General features: G+C 43.9%; 19 protein-coding genes, 2 rRNA genes and 1 pseudogene. 7 read left to right on the forward strand and 15 right to left on the reverse strand.

Annotation, left to right across the window (positions count from 1 at the left end):
* Nucleotides 1-32: 32 nt before the first annotated feature.
* Together Xish_RS08245 and rrf are read left to right on the forward strand one after the other, a co-directional pair.
* Nucleotides 33-2,942: ribosomal RNA gene (locus Xish_RS08245) — 23S ribosomal RNA — on the forward strand.
* 81 nt (nt 2,943-3,023) lie between these two features.
* Nucleotides 3,024-3,139: ribosomal RNA gene (gene rrf, locus Xish_RS08250) — 5S ribosomal RNA — on the forward strand.
* A gap of 75 nt (nt 3,140-3,214) precedes the next feature.
* On the opposite strand, the gene actP is transcribed toward rrf, so the two are convergent.
* The 3 genes from actP to acs form a co-directional block, all read right to left on the reverse strand.
* Complete coding sequence (gene actP, locus Xish_RS08255) at nt 3,215-4,864, reverse strand: cation/acetate symporter ActP (protein WP_099117452.1); 1,650 nt, start codon at nt 4,862-4,864, stop codon at nt 3,215-3,217.
* Nucleotides 4,861-5,172, reverse strand: a complete 312-nt coding sequence (locus tag Xish_RS08260) for a DUF485 domain-containing protein (RefSeq protein ID WP_099117453.1) — start codon at nt 5,170-5,172, stop codon at nt 4,861-4,863. The genes actP and Xish_RS08260 overlap by 4 nt, the downstream gene beginning before the upstream one ends.
* 167 nt (nt 5,173-5,339) lie before the next feature.
* The gene (gene acs / locus Xish_RS08265; protein WP_099117454.1) at nt 5,340-7,295 is read right to left on the reverse strand and encodes an acetate--CoA ligase; all 1,956 of its coding nucleotides are present in this window, start codon (nt 7,293-7,295) and stop codon (nt 5,340-5,342) included.
* A gap of 380 nt (nt 7,296-7,675) precedes the next feature.
* On the opposite strand from acs, the gene sodA reads away from it, so the two are divergent.
* Nucleotides 7,676-8,302 (forward strand): superoxide dismutase [Mn], encoded by a 627-nt coding sequence (gene sodA / locus Xish_RS08270; protein WP_099117455.1) that lies wholly within the window; start codon nt 7,676-7,678, stop codon nt 8,300-8,302.
* A gap of 128 nt (nt 8,303-8,430) precedes the next feature.
* The gene (gene yiiM / locus Xish_RS08275) at nt 8,431-9,102 is read left to right on the forward strand and encodes a 6-hydroxyaminopurine reductase (protein ID WP_099117456.1); all 672 of its coding nucleotides are present in this window, start codon (nt 8,431-8,433) and stop codon (nt 9,100-9,102) included.
* A gap of 60 nt (nt 9,103-9,162) precedes the next feature.
* Here yiiM and trpS read toward each other — a convergent pair whose 3' ends face one another.
* The 11 genes from trpS to pilM all read right to left on the reverse strand — a co-directional run bounded on the left by trpS (nt 9,163) and on the right by pilM (nt 18,886).
* Nucleotides 9,163-10,197: a tryptophan--tRNA ligase gene (gene trpS / locus Xish_RS08280; protein ID WP_099117457.1), complete on the reverse strand. Its 1,035-nt coding sequence runs from the start codon at nt 10,195-10,197 to the stop codon at nt 9,163-9,165.
* Between the two features lie 4 nt (nt 10,198-10,201).
* On the reverse strand, nt 10,202-10,924 hold the full coding sequence (locus Xish_RS08285; protein WP_099117458.1) for a phosphoglycolate phosphatase: 723 nt from the start codon (nt 10,922-10,924) through the stop codon (nt 10,202-10,204).
* A complete protein-coding gene (rpe, locus tag Xish_RS08290; RefSeq protein WP_099117459.1) occupies nt 10,924-11,598 on the reverse strand; it encodes a ribulose-phosphate 3-epimerase in 675 nt (224 codons plus the stop codon). The genes Xish_RS08285 and rpe overlap by 1 nt, the downstream gene beginning before the upstream one ends.
* Nucleotides 11,599-11,657: 59 nt before the next feature.
* The gene (gene dam, locus Xish_RS08295) at nt 11,658-12,476 is read right to left on the reverse strand and encodes an adenine-specific DNA-methyltransferase (protein WP_099117460.1); all 819 of its coding nucleotides are present in this window, start codon (nt 12,474-12,476) and stop codon (nt 11,658-11,660) included.
* Nucleotides 12,477-12,561: 85 nt separating this feature from the next.
* Nucleotides 12,562-13,521 (reverse strand): SPOR domain-containing protein, encoded by a 960-nt coding sequence (locus tag Xish_RS08300; protein ID WP_099117461.1) that lies wholly within the window; start codon nt 13,519-13,521, stop codon nt 12,562-12,564.
* A gap of 241 nt (nt 13,522-13,762) precedes the next feature.
* The gene (gene aroB / locus Xish_RS08305) at nt 13,763-14,881 is read right to left on the reverse strand and encodes a 3-dehydroquinate synthase (RefSeq protein ID WP_099117462.1); all 1,119 of its coding nucleotides are present in this window, start codon (nt 14,879-14,881) and stop codon (nt 13,763-13,765) included.
* 45 nt (nt 14,882-14,926) lie between these two features.
* On the reverse strand, nt 14,927-15,448 hold the full coding sequence (aroK, locus tag Xish_RS08310; protein WP_074023338.1) for a shikimate kinase AroK: 522 nt from the start codon (nt 15,446-15,448) through the stop codon (nt 14,927-14,929).
* A gap of 445 nt (nt 15,449-15,893) precedes the next feature.
* On the reverse strand, nt 15,894-16,952 hold the full coding sequence (locus Xish_RS08320) for a secretin N-terminal domain-containing protein (RefSeq protein WP_208614815.1): 1,059 nt from the start codon (nt 16,950-16,952) through the stop codon (nt 15,894-15,896).
* Nucleotides 16,949-17,500, reverse strand: a complete 552-nt coding sequence (locus tag Xish_RS08325) for a hypothetical protein (RefSeq protein ID WP_099117464.1) — start codon at nt 17,498-17,500, stop codon at nt 16,949-16,951. Before Xish_RS08325 ends, Xish_RS08320 begins: the two co-directional genes overlap by 4 nt.
* Nucleotides 17,490-18,038, reverse strand: a complete 549-nt coding sequence (locus Xish_RS08330) for a PilN domain-containing protein (RefSeq protein ID WP_099117465.1) — start codon at nt 18,036-18,038, stop codon at nt 17,490-17,492. The genes Xish_RS08325 and Xish_RS08330 overlap by 11 nt, the downstream gene beginning before the upstream one ends.
* Complete coding sequence (gene pilM, locus Xish_RS08335) at nt 18,038-18,886, reverse strand: pilus assembly protein PilM (protein ID WP_099117466.1); 849 nt, start codon at nt 18,884-18,886, stop codon at nt 18,038-18,040. Before pilM ends, Xish_RS08330 begins: the two co-directional genes overlap by 1 nt.
* Before the next feature lie 207 nt (nt 18,887-19,093).
* On the opposite strand from pilM, the gene mrcA reads away from it, so the two are divergent.
* Nucleotides 19,094-21,625, forward strand: coding sequence for a peptidoglycan glycosyltransferase/peptidoglycan DD-transpeptidase MrcA (gene mrcA, locus Xish_RS08340; protein WP_099117467.1), 2,532 nt, complete (start codon nt 19,094-19,096; stop codon nt 21,623-21,625).
* Between the two features lie 408 nt (nt 21,626-22,033).
* On the opposite strand, the gene nudE is transcribed toward mrcA, so the two are convergent.
* Nucleotides 22,034-22,585, reverse strand: a complete 552-nt coding sequence (gene nudE / locus Xish_RS08345; RefSeq protein ID WP_099117468.1) for an ADP compounds hydrolase NudE — start codon at nt 22,583-22,585, stop codon at nt 22,034-22,036.
* A gap of 406 nt (nt 22,586-22,991) precedes the next feature.
* On the opposite strand from nudE, the pseudogene Xish_RS08350 reads away from it, so the two are divergent.
* Together Xish_RS08350 and hslR are read left to right on the forward strand one after the other, a co-directional pair.
* Nucleotides 22,992-25,045: pseudogene (locus Xish_RS08350) on the forward strand (IgaA/UmoB family intracellular growth attenuator).
* Nucleotides 25,026-25,430, forward strand: a complete 405-nt coding sequence (hslR, locus tag Xish_RS08355) for a ribosome-associated heat shock protein Hsp15 (RefSeq protein WP_099117469.1) — start codon at nt 25,026-25,028, stop codon at nt 25,428-25,430. Before Xish_RS08350 ends, hslR begins: the two are co-directional and overlap by 20 nt.
* Nucleotides 25,431-25,449 lie beyond the last annotated feature (19 nt).

The raw sequence follows: 25,449 nt of genomic DNA on the forward strand, positions 1-25,449 counted from the left end.
AACTCCAGTCCGAAGACACCTTCGGGTTGTGAGGTTAAGCGACTAAGCGTACACGGTGGATGCCTAGGCAGTCAGAGGCGATGAAGGACGTGCTAATCTGCGAAAAGCGCCGGTGAGCTGATATGAAGCGCTATCAGCCGGCGATGTCCGAATGGGGAAACCCAGTGCAATCCGTTGCACTATCCTTGCCTGAATTCATAGGGTAAGGAGGCGAACCGGGGGAACTGAAACATCTCAGTACCCCGAGGAAAAGAAATCAACCGAGATTCCCCCAGTAGCGGCGAGCGAACGGGGAGGAGCCCAGAGCCATCAGCGATAGGCGTGTCAGGAGAACGGTCTGGAAAGGCCGGCAGTAAAGGGTGAAAGCCCCGTATCCGAAGACATGCCTATTGTGAGCTCAACGAGTAGGGCGGGACACGTGGTATCCTGTCTGAACATGGGGGGACCATCCTCCAAGGCTAAATACTCCTGACTGACCGATAGTGAACCAGTACCGTGAGGGAAAGGCGAAAAGAACCCCGGCGAGGGGAGTGAAAGAGAACCTGAAACCGTGTACGTACAAGCAGTGGGAGCCTTGATTTATCAGGGTGACTGCGTACCTTTTGTATAATGGGTCAGCGACTTATATTCTGTAGCAAGGTTAACCGAATAGGGGAGCCGCAGGGAAACCGAGTCTTAACTGGGCGTTAAGTTGCAGGGTATAGACCCGAAACCCGGTGATCTAGCCATGGGCAGGTTGAAGGTTGGGTAACACTAACTGGAGGACCGAACCGACTAATGTTGAAAAATTAGCGGATGACTTGTGGCTGGGGGTGAAAGGCCAATCAAACCGGGAGATAGCTGGTTCTCCCCGAAAGCTATTTAGGTAGCGCCTCGTGAATTCATCTTCGGGGGTAGAGCACTGTTTCGGCTAGGGGGTCATCCCGACTTACCAACCCGATGCAAACTGCGAATACCGAAGAATGTTATCACGGGAGACACACGGCGGGTGCTAACGTCCGTCGTGAAGAGGGAAACAACCCAGACCGCCAGCTAAGGTCCCAAAGTCATGGTTAAGTGGGAAACGAAGTGGGAAGGCTCAGACAGCCAGGATGTTGGCTTAGAAGCAGCCATCATTTAAAGAAAGCGTAATAGCTCACTGGTCGAGTCGGCCTGCGCGGAAGATGTAACGGGGCTAAACCATGCACCGAAGCTGCGGCAGCGACATTTAGGTGTTGTTGGGTAGGGGAGCGTTCTGTAAGCCGGAGAAGGTGAACTGTGAGGTTTGCTGGAGGTATCAGAAGTGCGAATGCTGACATAAGTAACGATAAAGCGGGTGAAAAACCCGCTCGCCGGAAGACCAAGGGTTCCTGTCCAACGTTAATCGGGGCAGGGTGAGTCGACCCCTAAGGCGAGGCCGAAAGGCGTAGTCGATGGGAAACGGGTTAATATTCCCGTACTCGGTGTGGCTGCGAAGGGGGGACGGAGAAGGCTATGTCATCCGGGCGACGGTCGTCCCGGTTTAAGCGTGTAGGCTGGCATCCCAGGGAAATCCGGGGTGCTTTAAGGCTGAGGCGTGATGACGAGGCACTATGGTGCTGAAGTGACAGATGCCCTACTTCCAGGAAAAGCCTCTAAGCATCAGGTCACATTGAATCGTACCCCAAACCGACACAGGTGGTCAGGTAGAGAATACTCAGGCGCTTGAGAGAACTCGGGTGAAGGAACTAGGCAAAATGGTGCCGTAACTTCGGGAGAAGGCACGCTGGCGTTAGGTGAAGGGACATGCGCCCGGAGCCGAGGCCAGTCGCAGATACCAGCTGGCTGCAACTGTTTAATAAAAACACAGCACTGTGCAAACACGAAAGTGGACGTATACGGTGTGACGCCTGCCCGGTGCTGGAAGGTTAATTGATGGGGTTAGCCGCAAGGCGAAGCTCTTGATCGAAGCCCCAGTAAACGGCGGCCGTAACTATAACGGTCCTAAGGTAGCGAAATTCCTTGTCGGGTAAGTTCCGACCTGCACGAATGGCGTAATGATGGCCAGGCTGTCTCCACCCGAGACTCAGTGAAATTGAACTCGCTGTGAAGATGCAGTGTACCCGCGGCAAGACGGAAAGACCCCGTGAACCTTTACTATAGCTTGACACTGAACCTTGAGCCTTGATGTGTAGGATAGGTGGGAGGCTGTGAAGTGTGGACGCCAGTCTGCATGGAGCCATCCTTGAAATACCACCCTTGAATGTTTGATGTTCTAACGTAGGCCCGTGAACCGGGTTGCGGACAGTGTCTGGTGGGTAGTTTGACTGGGGCGGTCTCCTCCCAAAGCGTAACGGAGGAGCACGAAGGTTAGCTAATCACGGTCGGACATCGTGAGGTTAGTGCAAAGGCATAAGCTAGCTTGACTGCGAGAGTGACGGCTCGAGCAGGTACGAAAGTAGGTCTTAGTGATCCGGTGGTTCTGAATGGAAGGGCCATCGCTCAACGGATAAAAGGTACTCCGGGGATAACAGGCTGATACCGCCCAAGAGTTCATATCGACGGCGGTGTTTGGCACCTCGATGTCGGCTCATCACATCCTGGGGCTGAAGTAGGTCCCAAGGGTATGGCTGTTCGCCATTTAAAGTGGTACGCGAGCTGGGTTTAGAACGTCGTGAGACAGTTCGGTCCCTATCTGCCGTGGGCGTTGGAAGATTGCAAGGGGCTGCTCCTAGTACGAGAGGACCGGAGTGGACGCACCACTGGTGTTCGGGTTGTCATGCCAATGGCACTGCCCGGTAGCTAAGTGCGGAAGAGATAACCGCTGAAAGCATCTAAGCGGGAAACTTGCCTTAAGATGAGTCTTCCCTTGTCCCTTGAGGACACTGAAGGAACGTTCGAGACGAGGACGTAGATAGGCTGGGTGTGTAAGCGTTGCGAGACGTTGAGCTAACCAGTACTAATGAACCGTGCGGCTTAACCTGACAACACCGAAGGTGTTTTGGGCATGAGAGAAGACAGTTTCAGAGAGAAAGCAGCTTGTTCGGGATTGAAAACAGGATTTGTCTGGCGGCAAGAGCGCGGTGGTCCCACCTGACCCCATGCCGAACTCAGCAGTGAAACGCCGTAGCGCCGATGGTAGTGTGGGGTCTCCCCATGCGAGAGTAGGGAACTGCCAGACATCTATTTTGCCAGAGAAGCCATCCGTCACCGGATGGCTTTTTTGCGTTTGGGAAAATATAAATATAACCAAAAGCTAATGTGCTTTTCCTTGTTCGATACCAATACCCGTTTGCGAACGAATAAACTGGTTGCGAAACATTTTCCTTTCCTGCATGCCTTGTATGGAAGTATCAGTAATTGAAGATAACCAAGCTCCGATAAATGCTATAAACATAGAAAACAGAGCTGGGTATTCATAAGGATAAATTGGTTTCTCATGGCCAAGAATACTAACCCAGATAGTAGGACCTAGGATCATTAATACAACTGCCGTCAGTAATCCCAGCCACCCGCCAACTAATGCTCCACGTGTAGTCAGCTTGCTCCAGTACATTGACAATAAAATGATAGGGAAATTACAACTTGCAGCAATGGAAAAAGCCAAGCCGACCATAAAGGCAATGTTTTGTTTTTCAAACAAAATACCCAAGCCAATAGCAACTAATCCCAGAATAACGACAGTAATTTTTGAAACTTTTAGCTCATCTCGCTCATTAGCTTGTCCCCGTTTAATCACATTGGCATAGAGGTCATGAGATACTGCGGAAGCGCCTGCCAATGTTAACCCTGCTACTACAGCTAAAATAGTGGCAAAAGCAACAGCGGAGATAAAACCAAGGAAAAAATCACCGCCAACGGCATTTGCCAGATGGACAGCAGCCATATTGGTACCACCAATTAATGCGCCAGTTGCATCTTTGAATGAAGGATTGGCGCTGACGAGTAGAATTGCACCAAATCCGATAATAAATGTCAGGATATAAAAATAGCCGATAAAGCCGGTTGCATAGAAAACGCTTTTACGGGCTTCTTTAGCATCACTGACGGTAAAAAACCGCATGACGATATGAGGTAATCCCGCAGTACCGAACATTAATGCCAATCCTAGAGAGAGTGCAGAGATAGGATCAGATACCAATCCTCCAGGGCTCATGATGGCTGGTCCTAGAGGATGTACCGCAATGGCCTCTTGAAACAGGGTATGAAAATTGAAATTAACCGTTTTCATGACCATCAGGGCCATGAATGTTGCTCCTGCCAGCAACAAAACTGCTTTAATAATCTGGACCCATGTCGTCGCCAGCATGCCGCCAAATAATACATAAAGCACCATCAAAATACCGACCAAGACAACAGCGACGTAATAATTCAATCCGAACAGTAACTCGATCAGTTTTCCAGCTCCGACCATCTGAGCTATTAGATATAATGCAACAACAACTAACGAACCCATTGCGGATAAGGTACGGATAGGTCGTTGTTTCAGCCGATAAGAAGCAACATCAGCAAAGGTGTAACGCCCCAAATTTCTTAATCTTTCAGCAATGAGGAATAGAATAATTGGCCAGCCAACAAGAAAGCCAATGGAATAGATCAGCCCATCATAGCCAGAGGTATAAACTAACGCTGAAATTCCCAGAAATGAGGCGGCTGACATATAGTCGCCTGCTATCGCCATACCATTCTGGAATCCAGTAATACGTCCGCCAGCGGTATAGTAATCTGAACGTGAAATAGTCCGCTTTGAAGCCCAATAAGTAATACCAAGAGTTAACCCGACGAATAACAGGAACATGATAATTGCCTGAATATTCAAAGGTTGTTTTTCTACATTACCGGAAATGGTATCTGCCTGAGCCAGGATAGGAAAGAGGGAGGAAAATAATAGTGCGATTTTTCTCATTTTCTCACCTCGTTGAGAATAGTTGACGTCAGCCGATCAAATTCACCATTCGCCCTGACTACATAAACACCGGTCAGTATGAAAGATATGAAAATGATCCCAACTCCTACAGGAATTCCCCGTGTCATACTGGTATTTTCATGCAGTTGTGTTCCAAGCCATTCAGGAGCAAAAGCAATAAGGAAAATAAAACCAACATAAAGTACTAACATGATGATGGATAACAGCCAGGCAAAACGCCCCCGCTTCTTAACTAACTCCTTAAAGCGGGGATTATTTTCAATCTCTTGATAAATGTCGTCACTCATTAGAGTATCTCCTTGCTGATTTTAAACGTTACACCTTAAGCCACCTCATGAGAGCCAGATGTTGGATAGCCATACCCAAGGAATTCCTGATGGTTAGTCACATCCTTGTACGGCTCCATACTTTTGGTGATACGTTATTCAAGCCGCCTTGCGGCGGCGCATATGTTTTACGACATGTTGATGGATTGTTTTTCTTCCAGCAGTTTTTCAACAACTCCCGGATCGGCCAGCGTAGAGGTATCTCCTAAGTTGCTGGTATCACCAGAGGCAATCTTGCGCAAAATACGCCGCATAATCTTTCCTGAACGTGTTTTGGGCAGAGAATCTGTCCAATGAAGGATATCGGGTGTTGCAATTGGGCCGATTTCTTTACGAACCCAGTCCCTGACCTCGGTATACAGTTCAGGGGACGGCTCTTCACCATGAACTAGAGTGACGTAGGCGTAAATAGCTTGTCCTTTGATATGATGAGGGATGCCAACAACGGCAGCTTCAGCGATTTTAGGGTATGCAACCAGAGCTGATTCAATTTCTGCGGTTCCCAAACGATGGCCTGAAATATTCAGGACATCATCAACACGGCCGGTGATCCAGTAATAGCCATCTTCATCACGTCTAGCACCATCACCACTGAAATACATTCCCTTGAAAGTGGAAAAATAGGTTTGTTCAAAACGCTCATGATCACCATATAAAGTTCGTGCCTGCGCTGGCCAGGAATCCGTGATAACAAGGTTGCCGTCATTCACACCCTCTAAAATTTCTCCAGAATTATCAACTAATGCCGGATTAACACCAAAAAATGGCAGAGTGGCGGAGCCTGCCTTGAGATCGGTAGCTCCAGGTAGCGGTGTGATCATGAATCCGCCAGTTTCGGTTTGCCACCATGTATCTACAATAGGGCATTTACTGTTGCCTATTTTTTTGTAGTACCATTCCCATGCTTCTGGGTTAATGGGCTCTCCCACAGAGCCCATAATACGCAATGATGTACGCTTCGTACCTTCTATGGCTTTATCACCTTCGGCCATTAATGCTCTGATGGCGGTTGGCGCAGTATAAAGAATATTAACTTTATGTTTATCAACTATCTGACAGAGTCGGTTAACTTCGGGATAGTTGGGAACACCTTCAAACATCAACGTTGTGGCACCACAAGACAGAGGCCCATATAGCAGGTAGCTATGCCCTGTTACCCAACCTATGTCGGCTGTACACCAGTAAATTTCCTCAGGGCGATAGTCAAACGTGTATTTAAACGTTAAAGATGCGTAGACTAAATAACCGCCAGTCGTATGCAGGACACCTTTAGGTTTACCTGTAGAGCCTGAGGTATAAAGAATGAATAATGGATCTTCGGCACCCATTTCTTCGACGGGACACTCAGCACTAACACTCTCGGTCAGCTCATGCCACCATAAGTCACGACCGTTATTCCAGTTTTTAATATTTCCTGTACGTCTGAAAACAACCACATTAGTCACACTAGTGACGTCAGAATTGTTCAGAGCCTCATCAACATTTTTTTTCAATGGGATTGTGCGACCCGCTCGCAAGCCTTCATCTGCGGTAACCACGAGCTTAGCGTTGGAATCGATAACTCGGCCAGCGATGGCATCAGGAGAGAAACCACCAAAAATTACAGAATGGATCGCGCCGATACGAGCACAGGCTAACATTGCAACGGCGGCTTCTGGCACCATTGGCATGTAAATAGCAACAACATCGCCTTTTTTGATCCCCAGTTTTTTCAACACATTGGCAAATTGGCAGACGTCATGATGTAATTCTCGATACGTGACATGGCGGGACTCTGCGGGATTATCTCCTTCCCATATAATGGCAGTTTGATCACCCCGCTCTTGCAAATGGCGATCAAGACAGTTGGCACTTAAGTTCAGGGTGCCATCTTCAAACCAGCGGATGCTGATATGCCCAGGATCGAAAGAAGTATTTTTGACCTTGGTGTAGGGCCTAATCCAGTCAACAACTTTACCTTTTTCCCCCCAGAAGCCTTCTGGGTCTTGAACTGATCTTTGATAGTCTTGTAGGTACTGTTGCTTGCTTATCAGGGCCGTATCTGCAATATCAGCAGGAATAAGATGCTTGATTATTTGAGTCATATTTTTATCTCCTTGCAATTGTTAATACTATGTCAAAACAAGGTTAACTAAAGTGTAAGAAGCATTTTTGTTTCTTTTTTGCGCGGAAGATCACGCAATAAAGAGAGTGAATTTTATGGAATGATCATTTAATGCTGTAGATTTAAGCAATACTAAGTAATGAGTTTATTATTTTTATTGGGCTTATATTCTGTCAATTCGGTTTTTAATTGATATTTTTATCTAGGTAGAGACATGAAACATGAATGTATAAAGGAAACCATAGTAATAACATGGAATTGATAATCATTTTCATTATCTTTCAATTCACTATAATAATCATGCTGTTCACAAGGTGTGAGCTTTATATATTCTAAATTCTAAACAACTGGAGATATGATATGAGCCATTCATTGCCTTCTCTACCTTACTCCTATGATGCGCTAGAGCCTCATTTCGATAAGCAAACGATGGAAATTCACCATACTAAACACCATCAGACGTATGTCACTAACACGAATACTGCTCTGGAAGCCTTTCCAGAATTAAGCAAACTTGATATTGATGATCTTGTCCAGCAGCTTGATAAAATTCCAGCCGATAAACGCAATTTTATTCGCAACAATGCAGGTGGTCACTCAAACCACAGTCTGTTTTGGAAAGGCTTAAAATTAGGTACAGTATTGGATGGTGCCTTGAAAAGCGCAATTGAACGCGATTTTGGCAGTATCGACAGCTTCAAAGAAAAATTTGAACAAGCGGCAGCAACTCGTTTTGGCTCCGGCTGGGCATGGTTGGTACTGAAAGAAGATGGCAAACTTGCGGTTGTTTCAACAGCTAATCAGGATAGTCCTCTCATGGGTGAAGAGATAGCTGGTGCTTCTGGCTACCCAATTGTAGGTCTGGATGTATGGGAGCATGCTTATTACCTGAAATATCAGAATCGCCGCCCTGATTACATTAAAGCATTTTGGCATGTAGTCAACTGGGATGAAGCGGCAAAACGCTACGAAGAAAAAACTAAATAATCCACCCAATTATTTTTTACAAGAATGCTGGTCATAGCAATGACCAGCATTTTTATTGCCTGCAATATTGGCTATTATGCCAGGATAATACTTATTCATCTTTACTAGCTTATTGAGAGGGAATAAACATGTATTATCCACAAATATATAGAGGCAAAATATCATCGTCAGAAACACTGGGATTCAGTGCGATCAATAAACTGGTGGTGAATGGTCGTTTACAGCTAACCTCTCTTGGGCTAGAAGGCGATGAACAAGCGGAAACTCGTTTTCATGGTGGAGTTGATCGGGCGCTTTGTCATTATCCAAGAGAGCATTACCTATTTTGGAAAAGGCAATTTCCTGAATTGATGGAATTATTAGTCTCTCCCTTATTTGGTGAGAATCTATCTACAGAAGGAATGACAGAAGATAATGTTTATATTGGCGATATTTTCCAATGGGATGAAGCGCTGATTCAGGTCACTCAACCACGCTCTCCATGCTATAAACTCAATTTTATTACAAACCTCAGTGAATTTGCTGTAATGATGCAAAATAATGGGCGTTGTGGTTGGTTATATCGTGTTATTTCTCCTGGCTTAGTTAGTGCTGGTGAACCGATAAAACTGTTAAGCCGCAATAGCGATATTTCTGTTAAGGAAGCTATTTCCATTGCTTTTCATAACCCATTCGATGAAGAGCTGTATCGTCGCTTAATGGGAGCTGCTGGATTATCTGCCAGTTGGAATCTGACGATGCAAAAACGTATATTGCATGGAAAAATTGAGGATTTTAATCGCCGTTTATTCGGTAAGTAACGGAATTTATATGCCAAAGGGGGGAAAATATACCCTTTGGCATTCACATAAGAACGGCTGTTACGGGTGAGCGATCAAACCTACCACTTCATAAACTTTATCTAACGTTGCCTGAGCACGAGCCTGAGCTTTAGCTGCACCTTCTGCCATGATTTGGTTAAGTAAGGCTTCATCGTTACGGAAATAATGGAAACGTTCCTGTAAACCTGTCAACATTTCACTTACGGCATCTGCAACAGCACCTTTCAAATGGCCGTACATTTTACCTTCAAACTCGGCTTCTAATTCAGGAATAGTTTTACCTGTTACACCAGCGAGAATATCCAGTAAGTTGGAAACGCCTGGTTTGTTTTCCTGATCATAACGTACGCAAGGTGGTTCATCAGAGTCGGTAACTGCGCGTTTAATTTTCTTAGCGACGGATTTAGGGTCTTCCAGCAGAGCAATGACGTTATTGCGGTTATCATCCGATTTTGACATTTTCTTGTCCGGATCTTGCAATGACATCACGCGAGCGCCACCTTTTGGAATGAATGGCTCTGGAACAGTGAAAATATCACCGTATAAGGCATTAAAACGCAATGCTAAATCACGGGTTAGTTCAAGATGCTGTTTTTGATCACTACCCACAGGGATTTGATTGGCCTGATAAAGCAAAATATCGGCAGCCATCAGAACAGGGTAATCAAACAGACCCGCATTGATGTTTTCTGCATAACGGGCTGATTTATCCTTGAACTGCGTCATACGACTAAGTTCGCCAAAATAAGCGTAGCAATTTAGTACCCAACTCAATTGAGCATGCTGTGGAACATGTGATTGAACGAAGATGGTGCTTTTCTTTGGGTCAATACCACAGGCAAGGTAAAGTGCCAGCGTATCCAGTGTGCGTTTTTTCAGTTCATTGGGATCTTGACGCACAGTAATGGCATGCTGGTTAACGATGCAATAAATGCAATCATATTCATCCTGCATCTTAACCCACTGACGTAACGCCCCCATATAGTTACCGATGGTCAATTCACCGGAGGGTTGTGCGCCGCTGAATACAATAGGTTTTTGGGAGTTTGGTTTCATTGCAGTGGGTTCATTCATTTTATTACGCTTCCTGTATTTTCAGACCGGATAATGGTTTCAAAGTGGATAGTCCAATCGTTGGGAGTAAATCCGAAAAATGGTTCAATACATAATCTGGGTGGCTTGATGTTATCGACTCGCCGTAGTTATATCCATAGGTTAAGCCAACACAAGGGCAACCAGCGGCTTGCGCTGCCAAAATATCATTACGGGAATCGCCAACAAAAAGCAATTCTTCTTTATGTAAACCAAACATACCCATTGTTAGATAAAGTGGGGCGGGATGCGGTTTTTTCTCTTTAACATCGTCACCGCCCAGTACCAATGAAAAGTATTCACTAATACCTAGTGATTCCAACAACGGAGCAATAAAAGGAGTTGGTTTGTTCGTAACAATCGCCATTGGTAAATGGTGTTTTGCCAGTTCAGCCAACGTCTCTTTTACATGGGGAAACAGTTGGCTGCCTGTGGTTACGCTAGTTTCATAAAATTTATCAAATAGCTTACGTGTTTCGCTATGCAATTCGGCAGACAGTTCTGCTCCAGCCCACTTTAATGCGCGTTCAACCATAACATCAGCTCCATTGCCTATCCAGACGGCAATGCGCTCTTTGCCCGCAGCGGGTAAACCTTTGGCAACCAGAGCCTGATCTAAAGCATCAGCCAGACCACCTGCACTGTCTACCAGTGTGCCATCCAAATCAAATGCAATGGCACGAATTCCTTTTACAATGTCATTTTTCATTATGCGACCTTCGATAATTCGCGGCGCATCTCATCAATAACCGCTTTATAATCTGGTTGGCTGAAAATAGCAGAGCCAGCAACGAACATATCAGCACCAGCCTGAGCTGCTTCTGCAATATTACTGGGTTTGATACCGCCATCAACTTCGAGACGGATATTGTATCCGCTGTCATCAATGATTTTGCGTACCTGACTCAGTTTTTTCAGTGTTTCTGGAATGAAAGACTGACCACCGAAACCAGGGTTAACAGACATCAACAAAATTACATCCAGCTTATCTAATACGTAATCAAGATAGCTAAGGGGCGTTGCCGGATTAAAAACCAAGCCTGCTTTACAGCCATGTTCTTTGATAAGTTGTAGTGTGCGATCGATATGCTCACTGGCTTCAGGATGGAAAGTGATATAAGTTGCCCCAGCCTTAGCAAAATCAGGAATAATGCGATCAACGGGTTTTACCATCAGGTGAACATCAATTGGTGCTGTAATGCCATAATCACGCAGTGCCTGACAAACCATTGGACCAATCGTCAAATTTGGTACGTAATGGTTATCCATGACATCAAAGTGCACAACATCAGCGCCTGCTGCCAAAACCTTAGCGGTATCTTCACCTAATCGGGCAAAATCTGCGGATAGAATGGATGGGGCAATCAGAAAGTCTTTCTTCATTGTTATCTTCTCCAATTCATTGTCTTATCCCCTGTTATTTCAGGGGCTGGAAACCTCAATCACTTCTGGCAGTATAACGCCAAAAGTTCATCAACTTTACTACGGGCAAGAATATTTCTACTGATTGTCCGGCGGGCTTTAACAATGTAAAGGGAAGCCTGATGATACCACTCCCGTGTCATCGGCGTATCATGATTAGAGATAAGCACCGGAATACCTTTTTGAGACGAGATATGGTAGGCGATATGCGCCAGATTTTCCTGATCGAGAAGGTTAAAACTATTTGTATGGTAGGCTGTAAAATTAGCCGTAGCCGAAAGTGGGGCATACGGGGGATCACAATAAATCACCGAGCCTTTTGAGGCATTGTTTAATGCTATTTCGTAATGTTGGCAGATGAAAGTCGCTTTCTGAGATTTTTCTGCAAACCTGTAAAGCTCATCTTCAGGAAAATAAGGCTTTTTATAGCGCCCAAAAGGCACGTTAAACTCACCTCGTGAATTATAGCGACAAAGCCCGTTATAGCAGTGGCGGTTTAGATAAAGAAACAGCAGACTGCGGTGAAAGGGATCTTTGCTTTTGTTGAACTCTTCTCTCAGGCGATAGAAGTTTTCGGCAGTGTTGAACTCCGGTGAAAATAATGGACGGACATGATGAATAAATTCATCCGCACGAGATTTTACGGCATTATACAGGTTGATCAGATCGTTATTGATATCTGACAAAATGTAAGAATCATAATCGGTATTGAGAAATACCGAGCCTGCGCCAACAAATGGCTCAATCAAGCAATCTCCCTCTGGCAGATGACGTTTAATATCATCTACTAAGGGGTATTTTCCACCGGCCCATTTTAAGAAAGCGCGTTTTTTTTTCATGCCGTCAAATTAGTTATTCAATAATTTCAGAGCCGCAGATTGTACTCTGTTTAGGACAGCATATCAGCGCCTAATCAAAATAGTTTTATTTTTTCAGATCTTGCTGAACTTGTTGTAGTTTTCTGACCCAAGGTTTTTTGGCCTGAACTTCAGCAGGGAGTGAAGAAATGTCTCTTTTAGCATCAGAAACAGAACGGTAATTACCGTGGATCAAAATAAACCATGCCTTGCCATCGCGTTTGGTTTCGTAAACCTTATAATTACCAAGGTTATTTTTTTTCGCGAAAGCGGTTAAGGTATCAGAACGGCTGGCACTACTCAATTGTAGTGTGAATCGGTTTGCTGGTGCTTTCAGCAAATCACCACCAGCATCGGTTACACTCTTGTTATGGACATGATGGCTATTAGTCGCTTTGGTGTAATTTTCTTCTCTAACCTTATTCTCTGTTTTAGATTTTTCTATTTTTGGTGATGTAACTTTTGTTGGTTTATTTGGTTCAGCAGGAGGTGTTACTGCTGGATTAGTGGATTTAACGTGCGGTTGTGTCAAATTGTTTTGCACAGAATTATTAATGTTACTTTGTTGTTGATTCAACGCATCAGAAATATCACCGGGTAACTCTATACGCTGGTTATAACCACCAGTTTCGGTTTCGGAGGGAAGACCTTTGCTTGGTGTATTACTAATGGGGGGCGGACTGATTTCATGTGCGCCATGAATTGTTGACTCTGATGGGGTTTCTGGCTCGCTGCCGGAAGAATGGTTAGAAAGTGAGGAGGAACCAGAGAGATTAATACTCTTTTCCACTGCATTTTGCTGTGATTGCTGTTTTTCATGCTCAGTGGGTGATTTTAATGCAGAGCTGATAGCAATAATCAGAAGCAAAAGTACCAGAATGCCAACACCGATCATTATTTGCTGGCGGGACATAGAGAGCTTAGGTTGGTTGAATTGGCTTCTGGAGCGCTGAGGACTGCGATCAGAAGTATCAGGCTTTAATTCATTTTCTGGTTTTTGTTTGTTTTCTGATTTTAATTCGTCCATATGCCCTCCCAACAGAGATAGTTCTGCCAATTGCTATTGAAGAGGTTTGGCAGTCTGACCTAACTAAAACCGATAATGCTTTATTTGATAATGTAGCTATTGTATAGCATAACAGCTAGAGAATAATTCATCATTCAGCTTTATATTATCAGCGCAAATTTTGCTATATCCAGAAATCCCCTTCATCTTCTTCCAAATTTCAGTTTGGCAGTAAACTCACTGCCAGAGCAATAAGTTGGAATTAATTAGAGAGTGTCGTGTGCTTGGCTGGGGATAGCTGAGATAGACGAATGGCAGTCAATATAACTTCTTTCTCAATATCAGAACGAAGTTTGGCTTCCCCAATAGCTGTCGGCAGTACCAGATGCAGTTTTCCGGCAGAAACTTTTTTATCACGCATCATATGAGGTAAATAGGTATCAGGGGACATTGCTTCAGGACCATTGATCGGCAATTTTGCGCGTTCCAGCAAGCGGATGATCCGTTGAGTGTCCTGTTTTGAGAATGTGCCGACCAGTTCGGATGCTCTGGCTGCCATCACCATACCTACAGCAACGGCATGACCATGTAACCAGACGCCATAACCCATTTCAGCCTCAATTGCATGTCCAAAGGTATGACCGAGGTTTAACAGTGCCCGCATTCCACTGCGTTCTTGTTCATCAGCCGCGACAACTAACGCTTTGAGTTCGCAACAACGACGGATGCAATAGGCCATCGCCTGACTGTCGAGAGCCAGTAATTTCTCAATATTCTCTTCAAGCCAGCTAAAGAATTCGCCATCCAGAATGATACCGTATTTAATCACTTCAGCCAGACCTGAATACAGCTCTTGAGCAGGTAATGTTTTCAGACAATTGAGATCGACAATAACCGAAGCTGGCTGGTAGAAAGCGCCTATCATGTTTTTGCCGAGGGGGTGGTTGACTCCTGTTTTTCCACCGACGGAAGAGTCAACCTGAGAGAGCAGCGTGGTGGGTACTTGGATGAAACGAACGCCGCGTTGATAGCTGGCAGCAGCAAACCCCGTCATATCACCGATTACACCACCACCAAGAGCGATAAGTGTTGTGTCACGACCATGATTATTTTCCAGTAAGGCGGAAAAAATATCGTTGAGCACAAAAAGCGATTTGTGCTGTTCACCGTCAGGCAAGATAACTTCATTTACCCGAAGATCTATTCTCTGCAATGTGGATTTCACCTGTTTAAGATACAGGGGAGCAAGGGTTTCATTGGTCACTATCATGACCTGTTGACCCGCTTGCAGGGGTTTGAACGCCTCATTGTCAGAAAATAGCCCTTCGGCTATGGTAATTGGATAGCTTCTTTCACCTAACGTAACAGTCACTTGTTCCATATCAGCTTTCGCCTTATCGTTTGCCGCTATGCGGACTCGCTATAATCAGTTTTTTTCCAGTAGTTCAATGATTTGGTTAGCGACGACTTTGGCGCTTTGCTCATCTGTGCGAATAGTCACGTCAGCAATTTCCTCATAAAGAGGATTGCGCTCATCAGCCAAATTCTCTAAAACTTCTCGTGCTGGTGCTTCAACTTGAAGTAAAGGGCGTTTTTTATCGCGCTGGGTACGAGCCAACTGTTTTTCGATGGTTGTTTCTAAATAGACGACCACACCACGAGCAGACAGGCGATTGCGGGTTTCTTTTGATTTAACAGATCCCCCTCCGGTAGCCAATACGATGCCTTGCTTTTCAGTCAGTTCGTTAATTATTTTTTCTTCGCGATCGCGGAAGCCTTCTTCGCCTTCCACATCAAATACCCAGCCCACGTCAGCTCCGGTACGTCGCTCAATTTCTTGATCAGAGTCGTAAAACTCCATATTGAGTTGCTGAGCTAACTGACGACCAATAGTGCTTTTGCCGGCACCCATAGGCCCAACCAGAAAGATATTGCGTTTCTCTGCCATGTTTTTGGTATTCTAAGACTGTTTGTTAATGATAACCCGCCCCGCCAATCAGATTAGCCACGGGACCTAAACTGAAACCTCATGAGTGAGAATGTGAGATCAGATAGGAAAATTATCTCAGCACATCAGCCTGTATTGCAACTATATAAATCTGGCACGAACCTGAATCATCAGATTTATGTTTTTACTGGCCGATTGAGAGCCTACTGTATCTACCTGTCATTTTTCAAATTGTTGCTGTACTGCAATTCGAAATCTATTGGGTATGGACTCCTGCTTGTGATGTTAGATCTGCTCACTCAATTAGTTAATCCTTGTATGCTAAATTACTCTCAGCGTCAAATCCATAAATAGGTCAGACCAAGAAAAACAGCAGGTTATTTGCCAGAAAAAACACAGTTATTGCTATTAATCTATTGATTTACATTTGATATTTTTTATTTGATTAAATATCAGTCAATTGAGGTGTAATAAAAATGACGAGCTCTCGGCGGCTATGTTGCTCTCCTTTTTGGTTAAATAACGCCCCAAACAGGGGAAGATCAGACAGATAAGGAACTTTTTGTAAACTTGCGGTTTTTTTCTGTTGAAAAATTCCTCCAAGAATCAAGGTTTCCCCATTTCTAATCGTAACTTGAGTTATTATCTCTTGTTTATCGATAGCCAGATTTTCATTCCCTCCCTGATTGATAGGGAAACCAGGGGCATTTTGACTGATTTTTAACGCAAGCCGGATTTTTCCCTGCCTTAAAATATGGGGGGTAACTTCCATACCCAATACTGCCTCTTTAAACTGGACGGTTGTTTTATTCTTGTTCTGAACGATATAAGGAATTTCAGAACCTTGCTTGATACTGGCGGCTTGCTGGTGTGAAGCTGTTAGCCGTGGGCTGGCAATGATATCGAGCTGGTTTTCCTGCTCTAGTGCACTGAGTTCCAACTCTAACAAGTTTGCGTGAATGCGGGCGGTATTCAGTACCAACCTATGGAGCTGGTTGCCGGCAGGTTGATGTAGATTTAAGCGGTTTAGACCTATTGATTGATTATGTGGATCGGCGTTTACTCCCCAATGAATTCCCAGTTCATGCAGGGCTTCCCTGCTGCTGGTAACAATATGGGCGGTAATCTGTACTTGTTGCTGTGGGGTATCGACTTCTTTCAGCCAGTTTTTGATACGCGTAATGGCATCAAATTTATCTTCCAGGATCAGGCTGTTGGTTAAAGGATCGTGTTCAACCTTTCCCCATTTTGTCAGTAGCGCAGGGTGATTTTGCTGTAATTGTTCCGCCACTTGTCCTGCATCGGCGTATTGCAAAGTCATTACCTGATATTCGATCTCTTGTTCTTGCTCATTTTGTTCTGCCGGAGAAAAGTCAGTTGCATTCTCTATTATCGGAGGCTGGAACGGATCTCTTATTGGCATTTCAAAATTTGGCTCTTCTCCGGTAAAACCGGATAGGGGGAATAAGAGGCAGATTAGGAGAATCAAAGGATGGCGGTTCATGATTTCTCCTTATCTGAAAAAACTATGCGAACCATCAGGCTATCGTCAGCGGGCGTAATTGTGATGTGATTAATCAGTAACGGTGGTTGCAACTTTTGAATTTCATTCAAAAAATGGAGAAACTGGCCGTAATTTAGTGACAGCATGATATGCCAGAAAACGTGTTCATTTTCTTTGTGGATTTTCCATTCCATTAGCTGGCTACCAGAGTGGGTTAGCGGTATATGCAGTCGTTTGAGTATGGTCGTATTTTGGGGCGGAATATTTTTTGAGGATGAAAGATGGCTGTCTTGAGCAAGACTTGTGGTCATATGCTGGATCTGCTGTTGAGTTGCAGGCAGAGATGGCAGTTCAGCAAGTTTTTGTCGGGATAGAACCGCATTGTGTTGCTGCTGCTTAATATTGCTCTGGAGAGCGTGAATCTCATACCGATTTTTCTGCCAGACTAAAAAATAGAACCCCAACAGTAGTGAGATGATGAGCAATTGCTGCAAGATAAGCTGTTGCCAGACAGGACGATAAAACCATTCAAGGTAATTATTTCTCATCGGACTCTCCCATCAACCAATTGGCATCAATGGTAAAGACCTTGAAATGATCTTCTGTCGTGGTCATTTTTCTTAGTTGTACATTGATAAGTGAAGTATCGTCAGTCAGGTTATCCAACAAATTGGAGATATCTGTATAGTTTTGACTGCGGGCGGTAAAAATTAATTGTCCACTGTCGTCACTAAATGCAGTCAGCCAACTATTCTCTGGTAATAAATGAGGAAGCTGATGAAATAGTTGTAAATAGCGTTGGTTCTGTTCCATGAATATGCGTTTTTTCCGTAATAGTTGTGACAATTGTTGGTGTTGTTGTACGGCTTGGTCTGTTGCATTGATAGTTTGCTGCAATTGAGCCAATTGGTAAGTAATTTCCGTTAATTGCCCGCGATATTGTTTAATCTGGTTTGTTTGTAGCGTAGAAATAAACACCAATACTGTTATCCACAATGTAAATTGTAAGCAAAGTAGTGCCCCCCATGTTCGGCACCGACGTTTCAGCTTGTTCTGCCGCCAGGGTAAGAAGTTGACTTGATGCATCACTGATCACTCGGCCTGAGCGCTAAACCAGCGGCAATAATGAATGCATTCGTTTTGTCTGGCAGCGGGGGATGGTAATGACGGAATGCCATTAAGAGTTGCCAAATATTGGCCGATTTTATTGATATTGCTATCGTTTTTACTGATGTTGATTGCTCTTCATCGCTGTAATAAATTGCATAATCTTCTGTTTCTGGAGTCATGGGGAGCTGGTTGACGATTTGGAGTAGATAGGTATCCGGTTGTGAAGCTATCAGGCCATAACTGAAAGGTCGGTTGGCAGGCGCTACCCATAGCCAGTCTGTTGTACGTTTGTGAACCAACCAACTGTCGTCAGGCACTCCAGCAAGTTTAGCGACATAACGCAATGCACAGGGCGCAATATCAATGGCATCAAGAGATAAATTGATCTCTGCAAACAGATTCAGCCAGAGGTTGAGATCTTTTTGGCGAGTTGCACTGATGCAAATCTGCTGACCATGAATACGATAATCCAACGCCAGCTCACTGACAGGAAATTGTTTTTCAGCATTGGCGTGTACAAACCAGCCGAGTTCTGGCTCCTGCAAAGCCGTATGGTTAGGCAAGGCGATCTGTCGCTGTAAGGTTTGCTGAACAGGGAGTGCTAATCTTAGGCTAATATTCTTAGGTAATATTTTTCTCCATTGCATTAAAATACGGAGCAATTTTTCAGGATCTTGTAGCCGTCCTCCTGAAATAATCTCACTGGATAATTGATATTGCCAGCAATGTCGAAGTTGCCAACCATCACGGCGTTTAATGGCGGCAAGAGCGCGAATGTAATGATCTTGGATATCCAGTCCGATATGCCATTTAGGTGGATACATATAGAGATCTCCTTATCTACTATCAACGAAAACATCAACTTAATGAAAACCTAATGAGACATGAAAATGGGATTGGTATAAGGTGATATCTATTACTGTACATGTAGTACTGTACAGCCCTTATACTAATCCCTTTATACTAAGCCTTTTATACTACGTACTGATCGTTTATAAACTGCCCAATTAACATGGCGTGAGAAATTTCAGGTGAAGTTCATAAAGTATTTTTTGATCCTTATAGTTGTTTGCATTTTATTGGGAGTCGCCTCGATTTTTGGTTTGTACAAATATATCGAGCCACAGCTTCCTGATGTTGCGACTTTAAAGGATGTCCGATTACAAACACCGATGCAGGTGTTCAGTGCTGATGGCGAATTAATAGCCCAATATGGTGAAAAACGTCGTTTACCCCTTACCTTGTCAGAAATCCCTCCCTTAATGGTGCAAGCCTTTATTGCTACGGAAGATAGCCGTTTTTATGAACATCACGGGGTTGATCCCATTGGGGTTATCCGTGCTGTTTCTGTGGTAATTACTTCTGGTCATGCTTCCCAGGGGGCGAGTACTATCACTCAGCAGCTTGCGAGAAACTTTTTTCTTAGCCGAGAGAAGACATTGATACGTAAGGCGAAAGAGGCATTTCTGGCGATTAAAATCGAACAGTTGTTAACTAAGGATGAAATCCTGGAGTTGTATCTCAACAAGATCTATCTCGGCTATCGTGCTTATGGTGTTGGCGCGGCGGCTCATGTCTATTTTGGCAAGAACGTTAACGAGTTGACATTGGGTGAGATGGCGATGATTGCCGGTTTACCGAAGGCACCTTCAACGTTTAATCCACTTTATTCTTACGATAGAGCAATCGCTCGCCGCGATGTGGTACTGGGAAGAATGTTGGAAGAAGGATATATCACTCGGCGTCAGTATAACGAAGCCAAAGAAGAAAAATTGGTTGCCCGTTATCACGTTCCGCAACTTGTTTTTTCTGCGCCTTATCTGACGGAAATGGCTCGTCAGGAAATGATCAATCGTTATGGGGAAAATGCCTATACAGATGGTTATAAGGTCTATACCACTATCACGCAAAAATCCCAGATAGCGGCTGTGAACGCTGTTCGTTCTAATGTGATTGATTATGATGTCCGTCATGGTTACCGAGGCCCTCAAGAAGTGTTATGGAAAGCCAATCAGCCGGCATGGAGCCAAACGCAGATTATCGATAAGCTGAAAACCTTGCCTAAATATGGTTCTCTGGTGCCGGCCATTGTGACAAGCTCCAGCGCTAATCAGGCACAAGTTATGTTGGTGGATGGCAGCAAAATTGAGTTAACAATGGCAGGTGTGCGCTGGGCACGTCCATTTAAAACCGACAGCTTGCAAGGAGCTACACCACGTAGTGTCAGTGAAGTTATTCGGGCAGGCGAACAAATTTGGATCAGAAACGTTAATGATACTTGGTGGTTGGCTCAACTTCCCGACGTTAACGCGGCATTGGTCTCCATCAATCCAATGAATGGTGCGATAGAAGCCTTGGTAGGTGGGTTTGATTTTGAACTGAGTAAATTTAACCGTGTGACACAATCGTTGCGTCAGGTCGGTTCCAATATCAAGCCATTCCTGTACACCGCCGCAATGGATAAAGGGCTGACGTTGGCTTCGTTGCTGAATGATGCGCCAATCAGCCGTTGGGATGCCGGAGCCGGAACGGATTGGCGTCCGAAAAACTCACCACCGACTTACGATGGGCCAATTCGCTTGCGTCAAGGGCTAGGGCAATCCAAAAACGTAGTGATGGTTCGTGCCATGCGTGCGATGGGAGTTGATTATGCGGCTGATTACCTGAAGCGCTTTGGCTTACCGGGTGAAAACGTTGTGCGCACGGAATCTTTAGCTCTGGGTTCCCCTTCATTTACTCCGCTACAGCTAGTACGCGGTTATGCTGTGATGGCAAACGGGGGTTATTTGGTTGATCCTTACTTCATCAGCAAAATTGAAAATGATGAAGGGAAGGTACTGTTTGAAGCGAAACCTAAAATTGCTTGTCCACAATGTGAAAACATTCCGGTGATTTATGGTGAAACAGCACGCTCCATTGAATTGTCTGAAGATTCCATTGAGAACGTGGCTCATTCTGATGTTCCGCAAAATCCAGCCTTACCACCCCAACCGGAGTTAGAGAGCGTATCGGGAAATGTTAATGTGGATGATCAACAGTATGCTCCTCACGTTATCAGTACGCCGCTGGCGTTCCTTATTCATGATGCTTTGAATACCAATGTTTTTGGCGAGCCGGGTTGGATGGGAACAGGCTGGCGTGCTGCCAGAGATTTAAAACGCCGTGATATTGGCGGCAAAACAGGGACGACCAACAGCTCAAAAGATGCGTGGTTCTCCGGTTATGGCCCAGATATGGTGGCAACGGCCTGGATTGGTTTCGATGAACATAGCAGAAGTTTAGGGCGTACTCCGGCATTAAAAGGGGAAGGTGGGGCGAAAACAGCTCAGCCAATTTGGGATGATTTTATGAAAACTGCGTTAGAAGGTGTTCCTGAAAAAGTTATGGCACCTCCTACCGGCATTGTTTCTGTCACAATTGATCGGGCTACAGGTAAGTTATCTAACGGTGGTAGCAATACCCGTAAAGAGTATTTTATTGATGGCACGCAGCCGACGGAATATGCCGTACCAGATGTGGGTACGATAGTCACCGAGAATGGTGAAAGCCGTGAATTATTCTGATTGATCTTACCGCAACCAGGATAACAGACATGAAGATAAAAAGACCTTGCTGGGGAACTGGCAAGGTCTTTTGTTATTTTTGAAGTCTTGGCAAACTGTTTACTCTTACATACAGAAATAGACTATCTGAAAAAAATAGGCCTTTGATTAATGAGAAACTATTTTATGGGTAAGATATAATTATGATGTGAATTAATTTGTAATCTGTAGTTAATTTGTTTATTTATTATTTTTAATAAGCTGTGTTATTTTTCATAAATATCATTGAAATTATTACATGTATCAAATTAAACCTTACTCTGTTTGGGTGTTTATTCTTTATCTCCGTATTTCAGTTAAAACGAGTATAAAATTGATATTGGACATCAATTGCATACCAGTTTTTAAAGAATGAATTAATGCTTCCCATTATTTTTCTGCTTGTAGATATCGTTGAGCAAAAAATAGGGCGCTGACATTTCTGGCTTCGTTGAAATCGGGATGATCCAATAGTGACATCATGTCAGAGATTGGCCAGCGTTTCTGCACTAATGGCTCTGGTTCATCCCCTGTCAGACATTCTGGGTAAAGATCATGAGCAATCATGATATTCATTTTGCTGGAAAAATAGGACGGTGCCATCGTCAATTTTGTCAACAATTCCAATTTTCCTGCACCGAAACCAATTTCTTCTTTCAATTCACGATTGGCGGCTTCAAAAATACTCTCACCAGCATCAATGGCACCTTTTGGAAAACCCAGTTCATATTGTTCGATACCAACGGCATATTCGTGAATAAGGATTAATTCATCCCCAATAATTGGAATAATTAGAACTGCTTCACGATTTGCTGGTTTCATTCGTTCATAAATTCGTTTTACACCATTGCTGAATTCAAGATCAACTGATTGAATATTGAATAAGCGTGAGTGGGCAACGTCAATTATATTCAGTATCTTAGGTTTTTTTAGATCAATCATGCTTGCCCCTGATGGTTGTCATATACCGGATAATTGAAAACAATAATGCGCCCAGTCACTTAAATATTACTGTATTTTTTAAGTGTTGTGATGAAATGGTTACGCATCCAAGCTTTGCTTTAATATGGCGGATTATGTTAGTAAATGATAGCGATTATCGCTTGAATGTATTTTTGTTGCTATCTTACCCTTGTAAAAAGACCATAGTTTATGGAAAGGTATGAGAAAAATTATATAACCTTTTGTAAATAAAATTAAAAATAGAAGACAAGAATAGGAATAGCCTGATTTTGGGTGTTTCATGAGATTGTTATTCTGCTGATCTCTGCACTGTTGTTGTGAGTATGGGGAAAAAATGAGCTCATTGGTCATTATATTGGCTATTTTGATCATTAGCCTGATTATAATGGCTTCCTTTTTGATTTTCAGAAGGAGGCGGCTTGGTAACGCCTGTTATCTACAGTTAATCACTAAAACAGCCAGCCGAAAACTGAATAGCAATGAATATCAAGCCATAGAATCTTATTTGCGAAATGCCCGTCTTCCGATGAAGACACATAGTAGATACAGGGCGGATTATCCGGTACTACCTGTTAAACATAATAATGTTTATACCATCACGCACCCTATTACCCGTTTTTCTGCCGCAACGGATGGGGTACGCCATTGGCGCTATTATCTTGGTGAAACAGAAATACATTTTCCTGCACTGCTTGAGCCATTTATCAAGCAGCAGAATACGATTGAGATTGTTCAAACCGCATCAATACCGCTTGTCATCGCGGTTAATGGTCACTTTCTGAAAGATTATCAGCAAGATCTGTCCATCACGAGAGCAACGGCAAAAACCGAACATGCCTCCATTCAAAAAAATGGCAATTCGAGTGCTAAATTACTCCATGTCCGTAAGGAGACATTGGAAGAATATCGTCTGAGGAAATCAACGGGCATTCAGGGAAGCATCCTGATGTGTGTTGGTTTATCGCTGTGGTTTGTGGCTCTTTTTGTGCCCATTCCGATGTTGCCGTGGTTAATGCTGGGGGCGTTTTTGTTTCTTCTAGGCAGTTTTTGGTCATATTTTCGAATGCCTTCTGATCGGGAACGAGCCAACATCCATTGTTTCAATGGCATTGCGAAGCGATGGGAAGTATTTAGCGAATTTGAGCCAGAGCAAAGAAAGAATATCTCTTTGGGCGGCATTGATCTGGTTTATCCCGTACATTGGGAGCGTTATATTTCCCATGATCTTGATCAGAATACTGATATCGATATTTATACCAACTGCCATGTTGTGCGGCAGGGGCGCTATCTCTCTTTGCATGAAGAAGAGAAGCACTATCCTTATCAGCGTAGCAGAACGAATGTAATGCTGGTGATCTTTTCTTTATTTATCATTACATTGATTTACTTTTTCCAGCCGGTGAACTTATCTATGCGGCTGAGTTTTGCCTGGTTATATGGCAGTAATACTAAGGTCATTACCAGCTTCCATGAGCTACAAGATATGCCATTGAAGAAAGGGGATGTATTGAAGGTCAAAGGTGTTGGGATGTGCTATGTTCCCCCCAATATCATGCCCAAAGTAAATATTACAATATTCGCGCCATTTGATTGTGTCGGCATCTATTGGAATAGTGAAATTCCATTACCTATGCTGGAATCTGAGGTTGTCGAAAATGCTTCAGCACTGATTACGGCAGTCGGTAAACAATTACATCCAGTTGAACGTAAAATTAATCTTGGCCTGAATGCAGCCATTGCCAAATCGGGTATGACTTTGCTCGATAATTTTTCACAAATCATCTTGAAAACACAAAAGTTGTGCCAGAACGATGCTGATTGCGATCGTTTGAAAAATGCACTGGTCAATTTGGGAAATGCCAAAAATTGGGATAAATTGTTGAAAGATGCTGAAAGCGGCAAACTGGACGGAACTAAGGTGCTATTGCGCTCTATCAGTGCTGATGCATTGGAAAAACTGGTTGATTCTACTACTGCATCATTTATTTATCGAGAAATCGATAGAATGGTTATTCTTATTAACAGCCCGTCTCCGGGGGCATTTTACTGCTAAGTGATGAGGGAAGAACACTAGTTGAATACCCGATGCGGACACAATACATATATGAATACTCAGCTTTAGAACGATGGCGGGAACTACAAGGGCTTTTAGAGCTGTTGATGAAGACACCATTTGAAACAGAGGGGATTGTGACAAAATTATCAGAAGATCCCAATGGGACTCGCCATATTATGTTGCATCGTGAACCGGATTCCACGTCGATTATTCGTTATCTGGGAAGTTGTCTGTTGCTGGCGATCTTGCTGGTAACGTTGATAATCAACGCCATATTGATTATCAAGAAAAGGCAGAAAAACCGGCAGCGTCTCCAACATATCACCCAATACTACGATAGCTGTTTTAATGAGAGAAATATCCATGCAGAATTCAGATACTGATCAGGCTGTTCGCTTTGATAAATGGCTGTGGGCTGCCCGTTTTTATAAAACCCGTTCCATCGCGCGTGAAATGATTGAAGGGGGAAAAGTCCATTATAATGGGCAACGGAGTAAGCCGAGTAAGCTGGTTGAGTTGAACGCAGAGATTAAACTACGTCAGGGAAGTGATGAAAAAACGGTGATTGTTTTGGCCTTATGCAGTCACAGACGGAGTGCTACCGAAGCTCAGCAGCTTTATCAGGAAACGGCAGAAAGTATTATCAATCGGGAAAAAATGGCATTGGCTCGTAAAATGAATGCGCTCACGATGCCACACCCTGATCGCCGTCCAGACAAAAAAGAACGGCGTACACTGATAAAATTCAAAAACGCAAAAATTAAATGAGTCGGGAGATACTTAATCG

Source organism: Xenorhabdus ishibashii, from assembly GCF_002632755.1.
In the GTDB taxonomy this organism is placed as follows: Bacteria; Pseudomonadota; Gammaproteobacteria; order Enterobacterales; family Enterobacteriaceae; genus Xenorhabdus; species Xenorhabdus ishibashii.

Bases quoted from the DNA above. Each gene is read 5' to 3' on its own strand.
- actP (WP_099117452.1), bottom strand. From the start codon at position 4,864: ATGAGAAAAATCGCACTATTATTTTCCTCCCTCTTTCCTATCCTGGCT.
- Xish_RS08260 (WP_099117453.1), bottom strand. From the start codon at position 5,172: ATGAGTGACGACATTTATCAAGAGATTGAAAATAATCCCCGCTTTAAG.
- acs (WP_099117454.1), bottom strand. From the start codon at position 7,295: ATGACTCAAATAATCAAGCATCTTATTCCTGCTGATATTGCAGATACG.
- sodA (WP_099117455.1), top strand. From the start codon at position 7,676: ATGAGCCATTCATTGCCTTCTCTACCTTACTCCTATGATGCGCTAGAG.
- yiiM (WP_099117456.1), top strand. From the start codon at position 8,431: ATGTATTATCCACAAATATATAGAGGCAAAATATCATCGTCAGAAACA.
- trpS (WP_099117457.1), bottom strand. From the start codon at position 10,197: ATGAATGAACCCACTGCAATGAAACCAAACTCCCAAAAACCTATTGTA.
- Xish_RS08285 (WP_099117458.1), bottom strand. From the start codon at position 10,924: ATGAAAAATGACATTGTAAAAGGAATTCGTGCCATTGCATTTGATTTG.
- rpe (WP_099117459.1), bottom strand. From the start codon at position 11,598: ATGAAGAAAGACTTTCTGATTGCCCCATCCATTCTATCCGCAGATTTT.
- dam (WP_099117460.1), bottom strand. From the start codon at position 12,476: ATGAAAAAAAAACGCGCTTTCTTAAAATGGGCCGGTGGAAAATACCCC.
- Xish_RS08300 (WP_099117461.1), bottom strand. From the start codon at position 13,521: ATGGACGAATTAAAATCAGAAAACAAACAAAAACCAGAAAATGAATTA.
- aroB (WP_099117462.1), bottom strand. From the start codon at position 14,881: ATGGAACAAGTGACTGTTACGTTAGGTGAAAGAAGCTATCCAATTACC.
- aroK (WP_074023338.1), bottom strand. From the start codon at position 15,448: ATGGCAGAGAAACGCAATATCTTTCTGGTTGGGCCTATGGGTGCCGGC.
- Xish_RS08320 (WP_208614815.1), bottom strand. From the start codon at position 16,952: ATGAACCGCCATCCTTTGATTCTCCTAATCTGCCTCTTATTCCCCCTA.
- Xish_RS08325 (WP_099117464.1), bottom strand. From the start codon at position 17,500: ATGAGAAATAATTACCTTGAATGGTTTTATCGTCCTGTCTGGCAACAG.
- Xish_RS08330 (WP_099117465.1), bottom strand. From the start codon at position 18,038: ATGCATCAAGTCAACTTCTTACCCTGGCGGCAGAACAAGCTGAAACGT.
- pilM (WP_099117466.1), bottom strand. From the start codon at position 18,886: ATGTATCCACCTAAATGGCATATCGGACTGGATATCCAAGATCATTAC.
- nudE (WP_099117468.1), bottom strand. From the start codon at position 22,585: ATGATTGATCTAAAAAAACCTAAGATACTGAATATAATTGACGTTGCC.
- hslR (WP_099117469.1), top strand. From the start codon at position 25,026: ATGCAGAATTCAGATACTGATCAGGCTGTTCGCTTTGATAAATGGCTG.